12 protein-coding genes and 1 pseudogene are annotated in these 15,759 nt (G+C 63.0%); 9 read left to right on the forward strand and 4 right to left on the reverse strand.

Translation table 11 applies throughout. The annotated features are described in order from the left end of the window. Positions 1 to 141 precede the first annotated feature (141 nt). The 4 genes from LB564_RS28665 to LB564_RS28680 all read left to right on the forward strand — a co-directional run bounded on the left by LB564_RS28665 (position 142) and on the right by LB564_RS28680 (position 6,757). Positions 142 to 1,257 (forward strand): helix-turn-helix transcriptional regulator, encoded by a 1,116-nt coding sequence (locus LB564_RS28665; protein WP_224542483.1) that lies wholly within the window; start codon positions 142 to 144, stop codon positions 1,255 to 1,257. Positions 1,258 to 1,417: 160 nt separating this feature from the next. Next, positions 1,418 to 2,701, forward strand: a complete 1,284-nt coding sequence (locus tag LB564_RS28670) for a YadA-like family protein (RefSeq protein WP_140707502.1) — start codon at positions 1,418 to 1,420, stop codon at positions 2,699 to 2,701. Positions 2,702 to 2,721: 20 nt separating this feature from the next. Then, on the forward strand, positions 2,722 to 3,354 hold the full coding sequence (locus LB564_RS28675) for a hypothetical protein (protein WP_411910173.1): 633 nt from the start codon (positions 2,722 to 2,724) through the stop codon (positions 3,352 to 3,354). Positions 3,355 to 3,415: 61 nt separating this feature from the next. After that, complete coding sequence (locus LB564_RS28680) at positions 3,416 to 6,757, forward strand: autotransporter domain-containing protein (protein ID WP_140707500.1); 3,342 nt, start codon at positions 3,416 to 3,418, stop codon at positions 6,755 to 6,757. An 81-nt stretch (positions 6,758 to 6,838) separates the two neighbouring features. Here the strand turns inward: LB564_RS28680 and LB564_RS28685 are convergent, their stop codons facing one another. Then, the gene (locus tag LB564_RS28685; protein ID WP_224542484.1) at positions 6,839 to 7,756 is read right to left on the reverse strand and encodes an NADP-dependent oxidoreductase; all 918 of its coding nucleotides are present in this window, start codon (positions 7,754 to 7,756) and stop codon (positions 6,839 to 6,841) included. Between the two features lie 207 nt (positions 7,757 to 7,963). Between LB564_RS28685 and LB564_RS28690 the strand changes: the two are divergent. After that, positions 7,964 to 8,253, forward strand: a pseudogene (locus tag LB564_RS28690) (NAD(P)H-dependent oxidoreductase); the annotation flags it as partial. A gap of 58 nt (positions 8,254 to 8,311) precedes the next feature. Here the strand turns inward: LB564_RS28690 and LB564_RS28695 are convergent. The 3 genes from LB564_RS28695 to LB564_RS28705 form a co-directional block, all read right to left on the reverse strand. Continuing rightward, complete coding sequence (locus LB564_RS28695; protein ID WP_140707496.1) at positions 8,312 to 9,517, reverse strand: ROK family transcriptional regulator; 1,206 nt, start codon at positions 9,515 to 9,517, stop codon at positions 8,312 to 8,314. A gap of 139 nt (positions 9,518 to 9,656) precedes the next feature. Next, on the reverse strand, positions 9,657 to 10,679 hold the full coding sequence (locus LB564_RS28700; RefSeq protein ID WP_140707494.1) for an SIS domain-containing protein: 1,023 nt from the start codon (positions 10,677 to 10,679) through the stop codon (positions 9,657 to 9,659). Continuing rightward, on the reverse strand, positions 10,680 to 11,603 hold the full coding sequence (locus LB564_RS28705) for a BadF/BadG/BcrA/BcrD ATPase family protein (protein ID WP_140707492.1): 924 nt from the start codon (positions 11,601 to 11,603) through the stop codon (positions 10,680 to 10,682). Positions 11,604 to 11,755: 152 nt separating this feature from the next. Here LB564_RS28705 and LB564_RS28710 point away from each other — a divergent pair, with 152 nt between their 5' ends. The 4 genes from LB564_RS28710 to LB564_RS28725 are packed head-to-tail and all read left to right on the forward strand — an operon-like array spanning position 11,756 to position 15,747. After that, positions 11,756 to 13,006: an extracellular solute-binding protein gene (locus LB564_RS28710; protein WP_140707490.1), complete on the forward strand. Its 1,251-nt coding sequence runs from the start codon at positions 11,756 to 11,758 to the stop codon at positions 13,004 to 13,006. A 1-nt stretch (position 13,007) separates the two neighbouring features. After that, entirely contained in the window at positions 13,008 to 13,943 is a 936-nt protein-coding gene (locus tag LB564_RS28715; RefSeq protein ID WP_140707488.1) for a carbohydrate ABC transporter permease, read from the forward strand. Then, a complete protein-coding gene (locus LB564_RS28720) occupies positions 13,940 to 14,788 on the forward strand; it encodes a carbohydrate ABC transporter permease (RefSeq protein WP_140707486.1) in 849 nt (282 codons plus the stop codon). The genes LB564_RS28715 and LB564_RS28720 overlap by 4 nt, the downstream gene beginning before the upstream one ends. 26 nt (positions 14,789 to 14,814) lie before the next feature. Next, the gene (locus LB564_RS28725) at positions 14,815 to 15,747 is read left to right on the forward strand and encodes a 3-keto-5-aminohexanoate cleavage protein (RefSeq protein ID WP_140707485.1); all 933 of its coding nucleotides are present in this window, start codon (positions 14,815 to 14,817) and stop codon (positions 15,745 to 15,747) included. Positions 15,748 to 15,759 lie beyond the last annotated feature (12 nt).

Genomic DNA, 15,759 nt, shown 5'->3' on the forward strand with positions numbered 1-15,759 from the left:
TCGGCCTTCAGGCTAACAATACTTCCGCTCAAGAACATCTTCTGGTTGACCACAGGTTTAAGCGTGGCATGTTCGGAGGAGGGTCGGTTGACACGAGTGCGGTTGTCCATCCCTGACGCTCGCCCGAAAAAGGTAAGGCCGATGTTCGATGATCTTACAGACGAGATCTACGAGGCTGCTTTTATCCCCGATCTGTGGGCCGGCGTCCTCGAGGCGGCCAGCGGCATTTTGAGCTTAGTCAGCGGCTCTATTTTCGTCATCAGCGATAGTTCTCCAACACGCGGCAGAATAAGCGACAATTCCTTGGGTCAAAACGCCGCCTACGACCAGATCCGGCCCCTGTTTGAAGAATTTTTGATCGGTCACAACTGGAAAATGTCTCCTGGCGTCATGCGCATGTACGACATGAACCCATCGAGCTTCGTCCATGTCGAAGCCTTCATGAGCGAGGAAGAAATCGAACAGGATGCGGTGCGGATGCGGCTGCGGGCGGCGGGAATTGGCGCTCACCTCTGTTCAGCGGTTTCAATGCCGACCGGCGAACTGGTAACGTTTGTATTCCAGCGATGGACCGACCAAGGCATTCCAGATCAGGCCTCGGTGGACCGGCTCAACCTGCTTCGTCCGCATTTTGCGCGCGCTGGCTTGGTGTCCGCGCGATTGGGAATGGAACAAGCCAAGGCTACCGTTTCGGCGCTGGACGCTATCGGGTTGCCTGCGGCGGTGCTGACCGCGTCGGGGCGGACCTTGACCACCAATGCCCTTCTGGAAGACATGGGGTCGGTTGTCCTCGCTACCGCTCAGGGAGGCATGGCACTCACCAACACAGTCGCCAATGCGCTTTTTCAGGAAGCAATCACTCACAACAGGCACAGTCAGGTCGTGCGCTCGATCCCCATCCCAGCGAAGGAGGAAGAGCCTGGGCTGGTCATTCATCTGGTACCGTTGCGGCGAGCGGCGCACGACATCTTTTCAGGTGGCGACATCCTGGTAGCCGCGACAGCGGTTAGCGCCAGCAACATGGTGCCGTCGCCGAGTGTGCTGAACGGCCTGTTCGATCTGACGCCGGCCGAGGCCCGACTTGCCGCGACGCTCACCTCAGGCAAGTCATTGAAGCAGACAGCGTTGATCTGCGGCATTCAACCCACGACCGCGCGCTACTATCTGGAGCAAATTTTTCGCAAGACCGGAACAAGCCAGCAGAGCCAGCTCGTCGCGCTGCTCAAAAGTGCCACGCCCCTCGGCCGCCAAAGGTGAGGGCCAACCCGAAGTTCCGGCGCAACAGGCGGAAAAAAATGCCCACACCCCTGCCATATGACAGGTAGGCAAAGCAGCAGTCGCCCGGCAAAGCTCCCGCCATGGATGTCCTCGGATCGGCTCTTCCGGTCTCAACGGGGACTTGGAATCGGGGGCTATCATGGACATTCGAGCGTTGACGGGCATTCTGGGCGGAGCTGCGGTAACGCAGCGACCTGACCGAAGCTATCGGGTTTCAACGATGGCTTTGGTTGCTTCGATGGGGTTTGTCATCGCGACATTCGCTCTAGAGGATGCGTCGGCCGGCGAGTGCGCCGGCGGCCACGACGGCGGCAATGCCAACAGCCTTGCCTGCGGCGATGATACAAATCTGCCACTGGGATTTGCCTTCACTCCGGACCCGTTCGGCGTCGCAATCGGCCCGAATGCGTCGGTGGCCGGTGTAGAAGGTTCCGCTGTTGGTTATAGCGCGGGTGCCAGGGCCCAAGGGGCCGCGTTTGGTGCCTACGCGAAAGCGGGGTTTGCTCCCGGCATATTGAGCAGCGGTGACACGGCCGTGGGGATGGGTGCGGAAGCTGGCATGGGTGCCTCGGGCCAAGATGAAGCCACCGCACTCGGCCATAATTCAACCGCAAATGCCCTGAATGCCACCGCGCTGGGCGCCGGCTCGACAGCCAACTTTACAGGCTCTACCGCACTCGGCCAAGGCACATCAACCGCCCGCGACAACCAGGTGGCGATCGGCACCGGCGGAAACACTTATACGCTGGCAGGCGTCAATTCGCAGGCGAGCAAAGATGCCCAAGGCGGCCAGACCTATCTGATGACGACGGATGGCAGCGGCAACCTCGCAGCCTCGACGTTCGATACCGCGACGCTTGAGGCCCTGCCGGCCCAGGTTGCCCAAAACAGCACCGACATCACCGCTCTGAACACCACAGTGAACAGTCACACAACACAGATCACCGCCAATACCACCGAACTCGCCGATCACGAGACGCGCATCACCAACAACACGACCGAGCTTGCCGACCACGAGAGGCGGATCACCAGCAACACCGATGCTATCGCTGTAAATACCGTCCAGATTTCCGGTCTCGACACGCGGGTCACCGCCAACACCACCAACATCGCGCAGCTCGATGGACGGGTCGGCGCGTTGGAATCCAGCTTCCAGCATCTCGGCGGTCAGATCAGCGAGAACCGCACCGAGGCGCGGGCCGGAACAGCCCTGGCGCTGGCGACAGCTGGACTGCGCTATGACGATCGTGCTGGCAAGCTGTCACTTGCCGGCGGATTCGGCAACTTCAAGGGGCAGTCGGGCCTGGCGCTTGGACTGGGCTACAACCCGAGCCTCGACTTCCGCCTCAACAGCGCGATCTCGGCAACCACGAACCATGGCGATGTCGGTGTCAGCCTCGGCGCGTCCTGGACCCTCAACTGACCTTGGCTTCGACAGTGCCGATCGCACGCATATGGCGGACCGGCGTGCGGCCAAGCTGTCTTGGGCGGGGGGCGATCGTTGCCGGCGCCATTCTGGCACTCGCGACGATCGCTGGGCCGCCGTTCCCCGCCCACGCGCAGGCCAAGGAAAAGCGCGTCGGCCAGAAGGCGGCTCAGGCCGCCGACATCGATCGCAATGGTGTGCTGATTCTGACAAGGAGTGCGTTGCTGGCCTTGGACCAGGCGAACAAGACCGGCAATTACACCGTGCTGCGCGATCTCGGCTCGCCGAACTTCCAGGCAAACAGTGCTGCCAAGCTCGGCGATATCTTCGCCAGCCAGCGCAACCAGGGGCTCGATTTCAGCGCCGTCGCGGTGCTCGAGCCGCAACTGACCCTGCTGCCGCAGATCGAACGGAACGGCATGCTGCACATGGCGGGCTTCTTCCCGTCAGCTCCGCTAAAGGTAAATTTCGAGCTGCTGTTTGAGCCCGTCAACCGGCAATGGAAAATCTACGGCGTCTCGGTCAACCTCACGCCAGGCGGCCCGCAAGCCCCGGAGACGCCTGCTGCCGTTCCGGTCAAGCCCGCCGGCTCCGGTCCTCCACCCAAGGCACCGTCACTCGTCGTCGAGCCTGGGAAGGTCAAGCCATAGCGGGCCGCCTCAGACGCATTGCTGCAAGCCAGGTTCTTTTCTCAATCGGAGATCGCATCAAATGGCCGACGAGACTATGCGCGAGGGGTACGGCTGCATCCTCCACCCTGCGGACGCATGGATGGTCCGCTGGCCAAGCGTCTATGGGCGACGTCACGGCTGGTGTTTGGTGCTGGCGGTCGCGGCGGCGCTCGCGCCAACATCCGCCATCGCCCAGATGATCATCGACGATACGACCGTGACAGCTCCGCCTGATCTGCACGTCGCAGGTGATCTCTACGTTGGTACGCACGGCGTCGGCGCTCTCACCGTCGGGGCGGGTGGCACGGTCACGAACGGGTTCGGCAATATCGGCAGCAGCGGCACCGGCAATGGTACGGTAACTGTGTCGGGCGCGGGTGCCCTGTGGGAGAATTCCCAGGAACTCAGTGTGGGTATTTCCGGGACCGGCACGCTCAATGTGGGGGCGGATGGCACGGTCAAGAATTCGTATGGCTATATTGGCTGGGGCACTACCGGCTATGGTACCGCAACGATCTCAGGGGCTGGGGCGCTGTGGCAGAATTCCCAGGAACTCAGTGTCGGCAATCATGGCACCGGCACGCTCGATGTCGCGGCGGGCGGTACCGTCACCAATACTTATGGCTACATAGGCTGGGGCTCCACCGGCAATGGCATGGCAACGGTCTCAGGCGTTGGCGCGCGTTGGGAAAATTCCTACGATCTTCACGTGGGACATGACGGCATCGGGGCGCTGAATGTCGAGGCGGGCGCCACGGTCACGAACCGCTATGGCTATATCGGCTCCGGCAGCACCGGCAGTGGCACTGCGACGGTTGCTGGTGTGGGCGCGCTTTGGGAGAATTACCACGCTCTCAATGTCGGCTTTTCCGGAACCGGCGCGCTCAACGTCGGCGCAGGTGGCACGGTCAAGAATACGTACGGCTTTATCGGTACCGGTAGCACCAGTAACGGCACTGTGACAGTCGCCGGGACAGGCGCGTTATGGGAGAGTTCTCTCGATCTCAATGTCGGTAATAACGGCACCGGCGGGCTTGGTGTCGGGGCCGGCGGCACGGTCAAGAGCGGGGATGGCTATATCGGCACAAGCAGTACCGGCGATGGGCTCGCGACGGTCGCGGGGACAGGCGCGCTGTGGTACATTTCCACGGGTCTTCGTGTCGGCTATGTGGGCACTGGCGCCCTCACAATCGGGGCGGGCGGCACCGTCAAGAGTACGTTTGGTAATATCGGTCAGGCAGGCACCGGCAATGGAACCATGACGGTCGCGGGAGCAGGTGCGCTGTGGCAGAATTCCAACATTCTCATTGTTGGCGTTTCCGGAACCGGCGCGCTCAATGTCGGCGCGGGCGGCACCGTCAAGAACAAGTCTGGCTATATCGGCACCAACAGTGGCGGCATTGGTGGGGGAATGGTCTCGGGGGCCGGCGCGCTGTGGGAGAATTCTCTTGAGCTCCATGTCGGTGATGCCGGCACCGGCGTACTCGCTATCTCTGATGGCGGAACGGTTCGCGTGGGCACCAGCGGCGCGGGCGCGGTCTCGATAGCTGACCACGCTACCAGCACCGGCACGCTTGTGATCGGGGCAGCGGCGGGCAATCCGGCCGCAGCACCGGGAACGCTGGATGCCGCGCTGTTGAATTTTGGCGACGGCGTCGGCAGTTTGGTCTTCAACCATGCCGGCGCCGCCTACGAATTCTCCGCAGCCCTAGCCAGCACTGGTGTCGGCACGCACAGCCTTGACCATTACAGCGGCACCACCATGCTGACCGCCGACAGTTCGGGCTTCACCGGCGCGACGAATGTCAATGGCGGCACGCTAATCGTAAATGGCTCGCTCGGATCATCGTCGCTGATTACCGTCAATGAAGGCGGGGCACTGAAGGGAACCGGCGCAGTCGGCGACGCTCTCATTAGCGGTGGGGTGTTCGCGCCGGGGTCGGGCGTGCCGGGAAGCTTCGTTACGGTTTCCGGCGATCTCAACTTTAACGGTGGCATTTACCAGGTGTTCGTCGATCCCGTGACGTCGTCGTTCGCCAGGGTGACCGGCGTGGCCGATCTGAGCGGGGCCACGTTGGCGATTAGCGTCAACGGCCCCCGTGTGGGGCAATTCAAGGTGCTGACCGCCGCTGGCGGCCTCGGCGGCACGGAGTTCGCCTCGATCACCGGCATCACCAACACCGCGTTCCTGTCGATGACGGACAGCTACGACGCCGATAACGCCTATCTCGATGTGACGAAGGTGCGCGATTTCGCCGATGCGGGTCAGACGCTCAATCAGATCGCCGCAGGCAATGGCGCTGAAAGCGTGGGCAGTGGCAATCCCATCCATGACGCTATCGTAGTGCTGCCGACGGTGGCGGCCGCCCGCGATGCCTTCGACCAGTTGTCGGGCGAGATCGTCGCATCCGCCAAAGGCATGTTAGTCGAGGACAGCCGCTTTGTCCGCGACGCCGCAAACAGCCGCATTCGTGCCGCTTTCGGGGATGCCGGCTCCGCCGCGCTGCCGGTGATGACCTATGGCGAAGGCGGTCTCGAAATGGCTGCCGCCGACACTGACCGGTTCGCCGTCTGGGGCCAGGCCTTTGGCTCCTGGGGCAAGACCGATGGCGACGGCAATGCCGCCGCCCTCGACCGCTCCACCGGCGGCCTGCTGGCTGGCGCCGACACGCTGGTGGGCGGCTGGCGTGTCGGTTTGCTCGGCGGGTACAGCCATTCCTCCTTCGATGCCGGCAACCGCAATTCCTCCGGCAACGCCGACAGCTACCATCTCGGCCTCTATGGCGGCACCAATTGGGGTGCCATCGCCTTCCGCAGCGGTGCCGCATATAGCTGGAGCAGTCTATCGACACATCGTTCCATTGCGTTCAACGGTTTTGCCGATGGCCTGTCGTCCGACTACGATGCCGGCATCGCGCAAGTCTTTGGCGAACTCGCCTACAAGGTCGATATCAGCAACGGCTTCAAGCTCGAGCCGTTCGCCAACCTCGCTTATGTCGGCGTGCACAGCGACGACTTCACCGAGACCGGTGGCCCGGCGGCGCTGACCAGCACCGGCTCGACCATGGATGCCACCTTCACGACGCTCGGCTTGCGCGGCTCGACCGAACTGATGCTGGGCAACGTCAGCGCCACCGCACGCGCCATGCTCGGCTGGCGTCATGCCTTTGGCGATACCACGCCCCTGTCAACCGTGGCCTTCGCCGGTGGCGAGGCCTTCACTATCGCCGGCGTGCCGATCGCCGGAGACGCAGCGGTGATCGACGCAGGCATCGAGATGCAGATGTCGGACAACGCGACGCTCGGCTTCTCCTATTCCGCGGAGTTCGGCGGCAGCGTGGTCGACCAAGGCACCAAGATCGATCTTAGCTTGCGGTTCTGATTGCACATTAAACTCGGACCTGTTCCGAGCCTCTTGCGGCGAGGTAAAGCGTGCGGGAGAACGCGCTCTCTCCCCGAGTCCTCACGGACGGACGCGGATGATCGTTTTCCCCGTGCGCCGCTCAGCCGAGTTGAACGTGTCCACGGCATCGCCCAGGGCTGAGACCTTGCCGATGTTCGTCCGCAGTCTTCCGTCCCGAATTCGGTGAACCATTTCGGATAGCTGCGCGCGATCAGCCTCGACGACGAAGTCGATCGCCTGGCCATCTGCTGGTCGAATATTCGTCGGGCCGACGACTGTCACAAGCGTTCCTCCGGCCCGGATCAGCGCGGCGGACCGCTTCTGGACATCGCCACCGATGACATCGAACACCAGATCGACGCCGCCAATGTCTTCCAGGGCGTCGTTCCCGAGGTCAACAAATTCGTTTGCGCCGAAGTCGAGCGCCTTCCGGCGATCGGCGGCGCGACCGGTGCCAATGACATAGGCGCCGGCCTCCCGCGCAAGCTGCGTCACCACCGAGCCGACGGCGCCGGCGGCGCCATGCGCGAGCACGCTCTGTCCTGACTGAAGGTGGCCGTGCTGAAACAGGCCCTGCCATGCCGTCAGGCCCGAGATCGGCAGACTGGCCCCCACCTCGAAGTCGACATCACTGGGCAATGGCGCGAGATTGCGTGCTTCCATGGCGACGTACTCAGCAAGTGTGCCGTCGCGATGCCAGTCTGATAGGCCGAACACCCGCTGACCGATTGACAGCCCCGTCGTGCCATAACCCAGTGCAGTGACCACTCCGGCCAGCTCATGGCCGAGGATCGACGGCGTCCGGTCACGGAAGGCCCGATCCGCCCAGGTCGAAGGCCACTCCAGTTCAGTGTTGACGAAACCCGCCGCATGAACCTGTACCACGACGTCGTTTATGGCCGCCTGTGGTTCGGTCCGCTCCACCAGCGTCATTCCGGCCATTCCCGCAGCCTGGTCCGTCACTACGATGGCTTTCATGTGAATTGTCTCCTCTTGTTTGAGGTAAGTTGCAGGCGCAAGGCCTTTTCGATCTCCCACGCAGTTGGCTACCGGCTCGATGTTTTCCGCGACGACCTCGATGATAGCGCGCTAGCGCTCACCAATCTCACGGACCGATACATTCCTATTCGCGCCGAAATGACCGCCTGCCCCGTATCGCGGGTTAGCGCCAGGCAAGGGCACCCCCGCTCCGGCAAGAGCTTCGTCCATAGCGAGCACGGTCCCAAGGGCCTCACCGGCAAGAAGGTCTATTCGTGCTGGATTCCGGCGGAATCTATTCCAAAGGCGCTGCCGTCCAATTCGACCATGCCGTTCCTCACCTGCCCAGCGTACTCGGTTTGTCGGTATGACCGATATCGACGTCATCCGCATCGAAGGCGTCTCCAAAGGGACCTGACGCGGTCACCGAAGCATCCCCCAAGGCAACCGCCAAGGTCAATGCCGTGGCTTCCCGGACGCGCGAAGTCGCTGCGGCCGCGTATGGGCACTGCGTAATCCCGCATCGAAGGCAGGCGCTCCGCGCCTGCCTTCTCCTCAACTATCCCTTGCGTCCGCCTGCAACCCGGACAATGGCGGCAGAACGACAGCCGGATGGCGGCCTTCGCGCAACATCAGTCCGAGACTGTAGTCGACGGCCAGTTTCATGGCACCCAGCGCCGTGCCGCCATCTTCAAGCGAACTGACGGCGATCCGTGTGGGCCATGCGAGTTCCGCCGCAACGTTTCCAACGCTTTCCGTTATCAACGGGTTTCGGCCTACGCCGCCGCCAAGCACGATCAACCCGGGGTCAAGCATGCCGATGCAGCCGGCCGCCAGCCTGCCGATATCGGCGGCATGACGCTCGACGGCCATCATGGCCGGCCGTGACCCCTCAAGCGCGCGCGCGAACAGACCTTTGGCCGAGTCCGGCGGTGCGCCCTCCCCGGCGGGCCAGTCGGCACGGCAGCGCTCGATCAGCGCCCGTGAGCCGAGATAATGTTCGAGCCCCTCACGATAGGGCGTCTCGCTGGCTGACCACGGGAACGGCATGCGGCCAATTTCGCCGGCCGCACCGCCGGCGCCGCGAAACAGACGCCCCTCGGTGATGAAGCCGAGGCCGACCCGCACGCCAACCTGCAGGAAGGCGAAGGTCTGGTGGCCTTTCGCGGCGCCGAAATGCATTTCGCCAATGGCCGCGCAGTTGACGTTGTTTTCCAGTATGATCGGGACCGCGATGCTGCGGCGCAGCAGGCCAAGCACTGCGGACGGCCCGCCAGGGCGATCGAAACGATCGTTGGAGACAATGCGCGGCACTGCCACGGCAATGGCGCGCAGCGCGCGAAAACTCTTGCCGACCTTGGCCATTGTGGCATGCGCCACCGACAGGACGATGGCGCCCACCTGGTCGGCATCGCCGGCCTTGCCGTCTGGAATGGGTTCTTCCGCCGACGCAAGCTTCTGTGTGTCCATCGAATAGGCAATCGCCCGCACCTGGGCGGCGCCGACATCGATGCCAATCGCGTAGCCCGCACCCGGACCGATGCCGTAGATCGTCGCCGTGCGGCCAATGGCGCCGCGTTCCAGACCGCGGGAGGCAACGAGGCCGAGCGTGCTCAGTTCCGACACGGCGGCCGACATGGTCGGCTTCGACAGGTCGAGCATGGCGCCGAGCTTCGGCCGTGTCACCGGCCCATGCGAAGCGAGCAGGCGCAGCACGGCGCGGGCGCTCTCGGTCAGATTGGGGATTTCCGCAGCCGCCATCTCAGCCGTTCGACCTTTGCCTGAAATCCTGTCTCAGTCGGAGAAAGCGCGATCACCGCCCCGACTCGAAAGCCGTATTCCTCTCTCAATGCCCCATTGCTAGCCGGTTTGGCAATTTCCACCTGTCCGGATAGGGACGTCAGACTTCCGTCGGCGACCACGGCTTAAGCTTGGTGTCGGTTTGGCGATAGCGGAAAGTGATGTCGGTAAGGCCGGCCGCGTCCTGCATGTCGCCGACGACAAGCTGGATGGCGATGATTTCCAATATGGCGTCCGCCATGGCGTTGCCGAGGGTCGGAAGGGAGATCACCACCAGCATTTCGGCGCCGGCGACATCGGTGCGCCTCGTCACCAGCGCGGAAGGACAGCCGAAGCCGGACATGTCCTGCGCGATCTTGACCTCGCGGCCATCGCCGATGGCGATCAATCCGGTCGCCGCATCCTGCGATTCCATCGGTCCATGCAGATAGTTAAGGGTATCCCATCCCGAGGCCGGCACGCGGACCGCCTCACGGACCAGCATCGCCGCCTCGCCGGCATTGGCGAAGCCGGTGTCGGCACCGACGATATCGATCGACGTTCTGCCCTGCAGCAGCCGTGCCGCCTGTCCGGCAACGTGTTCCGCACCGGAGAGAAGGGTGGCGACCGCGCCGGGCAAACGAGTCCAGTCGAAGCTGTTGCCGGCCAGCCGGTCGATCAGCATGCCAAGTGCCAGCAAGGTCCCGGTATAGCCGGTCGAGCTGGCGCCATTGTCGGCGCCCGAATCCGTGGCGAGCACCGCGCCAGTCAGATCAGCCAGCGGATTGTCGCTGCCACGGCAGATCGCCAGGCGCGGCGAGCCCGACGCCTCGCGCATGACATCGGAGATCTCGCGGCTCTGCCCGGAGGCTGACAGCGCGATAAAGGCATCGGCGGCCGCGTCCGTGCGACCATAGAGATCGGTCGGCGTATAGGCGAAGGCCCTGATGCCGGAGGCGCGCAGATAAAGCGCGCCGGCGAGGGCCGCCTGATAGCTGGCGCCGATGCCGGCAAGCCCTATCGTCTTGCCGACAAAGGTAGCGAGATCGAGGCTCTCCAGCGCCTCTGCTACCGAGCGTCGGCCAATCTCGAGACTTTCCGTCTGGCGCGCCACCGCCGGGCGATAGCCGATACGCTTCATCATTCAAACAACTCCAATGTGCGAGGATAGCCCCTGGCCGACGAGCAGCCGCCGGGCCAAGGCGACGCCGCCGAGCACCGGCGGCTCGCGCAGCAGCACGATCTGGCTCGACGGCGAGACCTTTGCCATGGCCTCGACGAATGCCGCCATCAGCATTGGCTGCTCCGAGATGACACCGCCCCCAGCCACGACAAGGGCGGGATTGGCGCCGCGGTCGATCAAGAGTTCGACCAATGCGGCCAACCCTGCCCCGCCTTCCCTGATGACCCGGACAGCCAGAGCCGAGCCGGCGAACGCCGCGTCGAACACGGCATTGGCGTAACGGCCCCAGACCGCCGCACCGCGTGTTTCATTGAGCAGGATGCCAAGCTTGGTCTGGTCGTCGGTATCGAGTTCGCGCATCAGCGCGGCGATCAGCGGGTCGCCATCCTTGCCCCGGTCGAGGCTATGGCGGATCGCCTTGGCCGCCTCGCGCACCAGGGCCGGCGCGCTGCCCTCGTCGCCAAGGATCCAGCCCCAGCCCCCGGCTGCCAGCATCTTGCCATCGACTGTCCGTGCCACCGCGATGGAGCCTGTGCCGGAGACGACGCCGATGCCATCGATATAGCCGGCGGCGGGAACCATCAGCTCGGCATCGTTGACCACCTGCACTGCACCGCCGGTCCTGCCGGAGAGCAACGCCTGGAAACGAAGGCACTGTTCATCCGTGTCGCAGCCATGCGCGCCGACGGCTAGCGCAGCGGGGGCGACGCCGCCGCACAACCCGGCAACGATCCCAGCCAGCGTATCGGCATCGGTCTCCATCTGGCGAATGCGCCAGCTCTCCGTCACCAGCACCTCGTCGGCGATCATGCGCTCGCCCAGGCACGCCATGATGCGTGTCTTGGTGCCGCCTATATCAACGCCTGCAATGATCTTCTGGGTCACCGATAGCCATCGCGCAAGCCGGGACGAAGCGAGGTTGCCGCGTCCGATCCCAATTAGTTAGGAAACTTTACAAACTATCTTTCCAGACGGCAAGAACTATGATTTGATAATCGTCGTAAAAAGCGCATCAAGCGCGATTGGGAGATTGCAACATGAGCAGGAGAAGGATTGGGCTGGCTCTCGCGGCCGCGTCTTTGGCATGGGGATTGGCAGCCAGCGTGGCGCATGCCACCGACATCTCGTTCTGGACCTGGCGCCAGGAAGACAAGGCCGCCTACAACGAACTTTTCGCCGATTTCACCAAGGCCAACCCGGACATCCATGTGAAGTTCGAGTCCTTCCCGGACGAGAACTATCCGACCATCGTCTCGACGGCGCTGGCCGCCGGCAAGGGCGGCGACGTCATCCACACCCACGCTTACGGTTGGCTGGAGCAGTTCGTGAAGGCGGGTTATTTCGAGCCGCAGGATCTGACCACGGTGCCTTCGCTCGCCAACCAGCCCGCCGATGCGCTGGTAGCCGGCACCTACCGCGCCGACAAGAAGGTCTATTCCCTGCCCTTCGCCTCGCAGACGCTCGGCCTGTTCATCAACAAGGACGTCTTCACCAAGGCCGGACTGACGCCGCCGACCTCCTGGGATGAGTTCATCACCGTCAGCAAGGCGCTGAAGGACAAGGGTATTTACCCACTGGCCAACGGCATGGGCACCAGCTGGTTCAACGAGATGTTCGTGGCCATCTTCACCAACCCGTTCCTCGGCCAGGACTTTGTGAGCGACCTGACATCGGGCAAGACCACCTTCAAGGACCCGCGCTATGTCGCGGCCCTCGGCAAGCTGCTCGAACTGCGCGACTACATGCCGCCCGGTTTCGAAGGCATTGACTACGACACCGCCGGCCAGCTGTTCATCAGCGGCAAGGCGGCGATGTTGGCCGGCGGTAGCTTTGATATCGCCAGCTATCGGACCCAGAACCCGGCCATCAACATGGACTTCGTCGCGCCCCCCATGGCCAAGGCCGGCGATACGCCGCAGGTGACCAAGTTCTTCGACGGCGGCTATGCCGTCAACGCCAAGTCGGCCAACAAGGAGGCCGCGCTCAAGCTGGTCAACTGGATGGGCACCAAGGAGTTCGGTGACAAGTTCTCCGCCTTGCTCGGCAACATCTCGCCGATCAAGGGCGTCGTCATCAAGGACGAGCTCCTTGCCCACGTCGCCAAGTTGAACGAAACCGCCATGCCGCATATCAATGTCGTCTACTTCCGTTTCGAGAAGCCGACAGGATCGGAGCTGCTGCAGGGCGACATCACCAAGATGATGTCGGGTTCGATCACCCCGGACCAGTTGGCCGCCGACCTGACCAACGGCCTCGCCAAATGGTACAAGCCTTTCCAGGGCAAGTGACATGAACAGCGGCCGGCGCCACACGAAAAAAGCCTTTCCGTGGCGCCGGTCACTTTGGATCGCGTCCCTGCTGACACCGGCCCTGGTGGTCATGGTGCTGTTCGTGCTCTGGCCGCTGCTCTCGGCCTTCCGCCTTGCCTTCTATGAGTTCAACGGCCTGCAGCCGACCGGATTCATCGGCTTCGAAAACTTCCGCAAGGTGCTGTTCGAACAGCCTTATAGCGGCTGGACTTACAATGCGCTGAAACACAACATCATCGCCTTCGTGGCCCTGATGGTGTTCGAGAACGGCACCGCCTTCCTGCTTGCCTACGCATTGCTGAAGGCGCTGCCCGGTCACCGGATCCACCAGGTCATCGTCTTTCTGCCTGTCGTGCTGTCGGCCGTCATCGTCGGCTTCCTGTGGAAACTGTTCCTGCATCCGTTGTTTGGTTTGGTGAACCAGACGCTGGCGCTTGTCGGCATCGGCGCCATCCCGTGGCTCGGCAATGAAAACACCGCGCTCGGCAGCGTCCTGTTCGCCAATGTCTGGCACTGGCTCGGCTTCCCGACACTGGTGTTGCTCGCCGGCATGCAGCGCGTCGGCAAGGAAGTGATCGAGGCCGCTCGTCTCGACGGCGCCGGCGACTATGTGCTGATGACGCGCATCATCTGGCCGCTCATTGCACCGAGCGTCACCATCGTCACCATCCTGACCTTCATCGGCAGCTTCAACTGGTTCGAAATTCCCTATGTCATGGCCGGCCTCACTGGTTCGCCCGGCGGCGCTACGGATGTCCTCGGCCTCTATTTCTACCGCACCGCCTTCGGCTCGACGACGACTGGCATCCAGGATTTTGGCCAAGGCAGCGCGCTGGCCGTGATGATGTTCATCATCGTTGCCGGCGTCACAGCAATCGCGCTTCGCTATCTGCGCCGTCGCGAGATCGAACTGTGAGCGCAGCGGTCGGCACCAGGGAACGCGGCGAGCTGTTGAAGAACGGCGCCATCCAGCTGATGCTGGCAATCAACGCCATCATTATGATCTATCCGCTGTTCGTCATGGTGATGTCGTCCTTCAAGACCAATGCCGAGATCTTCAGCTCGCCCTTCGCCCTGCCCGCGCACTTTTCGCTGGCCAATGCCGAGCGTGTGTGGAGCGAAACCAACTTCGTCCGCTACCTCGCCAATTCCCTCGGCATCACCCTGGCCGCGGTAGCGTTGATCCTTCTGTTCAGCACCATGGCCGCCTATGCCATCGCCCGCTACCAGTTCAGGCTGAGCGCGCTGGTGCTGATGTTCTTCCTGAGCGGCATGACGGTGCCGCTGAAACTGGCGATCATTCCATTGTTCATCCAGCTGGATTCGCTTGGCCTGGTCGACAGCTATGCCGGCCTGGTGCTGGTCTATGTTGCCATGGGCATTCCCTCCGCGGTGTTCATCATGACCGGCTTTCTCAGGACCTTGCCGCGCGAACTGGAGGAGTCGGCGCGCATGGACGGCGCCAGCGAATTTCGCATCATGCGCTCGATCATGCTGCCGCTGGCGCGCCCGGCCCTGGTCATCGTCGCAATCCAGAATGCGGTGCCGATCTGGAACGACTTCTTCTTTCCGCTCGTGCTGATCACGTCGGACAAGTTCAAGACGCTGCCGCAGGGCCTCACGGTTTTCGTCGGGGAATTCACCACCGACTGGGGGGTGCTGTTCACTGGGCTGACGCTGGCCGCCCTGCCGATCACCCTGCTCTATATCGTGCTGTCGAAGCAGTTCATCTCCGGCATCACCCAAGGCGCGGTTAAATAGGCGCGCGTCAAACAGGATCCTTTGAAATGGCGAACCAGAACAAGATCATCATCACCTGCGCGGTTACCGGCTCGATCCACACGCCGTCAATGTCGCCGCATCTGCCGGTGAGCGCGCAGGAGATCGCCGATGCCGCGATCGGCGCGGCCGAGGCGGGTGCGGCCATCGTCCATCTGCATGCGCGCAATCCCGCCGATGGCCGGCCCGACCAGTCGACCGAAGCCTTCGCACCCTTCCTGAAAGTGATCAAGCAGCGCTCGGACTGCGTGGTCAACATCACCACCGGCGGAGCCGCGACGATGACCGTCGAGGAGCGGGTCAAGCCGGCGTCGACCTTCGCGCCGGAGGTTGCCTCGCTCAACATGGGCTCGATGAATTTCGGACTCTATCCGATGCTGGAGCGCTTCAAGACATTCGAGCATGATTGGGAGCGCCCCTATCTGGAAGGCTCCCGCGACCGCATCTTCCGCAACACCTTTGGTGACATCGAGCACATTCTGCGCACCTGCTCGGAAAACGGCACGCGTTTCGAGATCGAGTGTTACGACATCGGCCACCTTTATACGCTTGCCCATTTCGTCGAGCGCGGCCTGGTCAAGGCGCCGTTCTTCGTCCAGAGCGTGTTCGGCATACTGGGCGGCATCGGCACCCATCCGGAGGACGTCGCGCATATGAAGCGCACCGCCGACCGCCTGTTCGGCAATGACTATCATTGGTCCGTGCTGGGCGCCGGCCGCAGTCAATTGCCGATCGCCACCCAGGCCATCGCGCTGGGTGGCAATGTGCGCGTCGGGCTGGAGGATTCGCTGTGGATCGGCAAGGGCCAGCTGGCAGAATCCAACGCCGAGCAAGTGAAGAAGGTTCGCCAGATCATCGAGGGGCTCGGCGCCTCGGTCGCCACCCCCGATGAGGCGCGGCAGATCCTGCAGCTCAAGGGCGGCGATAAGGTCTCTTTTTGAGGGAAAACACCA

It is taken from the genome of Mesorhizobium sp. ES1-6, assembly GCF_020164775.1.
Lineage (GTDB): Bacteria > Pseudomonadota > Alphaproteobacteria > Rhizobiales > Rhizobiaceae > Mesorhizobium.

Bases quoted from the DNA above. Each gene is read 5' to 3' on its own strand.
- LB564_RS28670 (WP_140707502.1), top strand. From the start codon at position 1,418: ATGGACATTCGAGCGTTGACGGGCATTCTGGGCGGAGCTGCGGTAACG.
- LB564_RS28710 (WP_140707490.1), top strand. From the start codon at position 11,756: ATGAGCAGGAGAAGGATTGGGCTGGCTCTCGCGGCCGCGTCTTTGGCA.
- LB564_RS28665 (WP_224542483.1), top strand. From the start codon at position 142: ATGTTCGATGATCTTACAGACGAGATCTACGAGGCTGCTTTTATCCCC.
- LB564_RS28725 (WP_140707485.1), top strand. From the start codon at position 14,815: ATGGCGAACCAGAACAAGATCATCATCACCTGCGCGGTTACCGGCTCG.
- LB564_RS28715 (WP_140707488.1), top strand. From the start codon at position 13,008: ATGAACAGCGGCCGGCGCCACACGAAAAAAGCCTTTCCGTGGCGCCGG.
- LB564_RS28695 (WP_140707496.1), bottom strand. From the start codon at position 9,517: ATGGCGGCTGCGGAAATCCCCAATCTGACCGAGAGCGCCCGCGCCGTG.
- LB564_RS28685 (WP_224542484.1), bottom strand. From the start codon at position 7,756: ATGAAAGCCATCGTAGTGACGGACCAGGCTGCGGGAATGGCCGGAATG.
- LB564_RS28700 (WP_140707494.1), bottom strand. From the start codon at position 10,679: ATGATGAAGCGTATCGGCTATCGCCCGGCGGTGGCGCGCCAGACGGAA.
- LB564_RS28680 (WP_140707500.1), top strand. From the start codon at position 3,416: ATGGCCGACGAGACTATGCGCGAGGGGTACGGCTGCATCCTCCACCCT.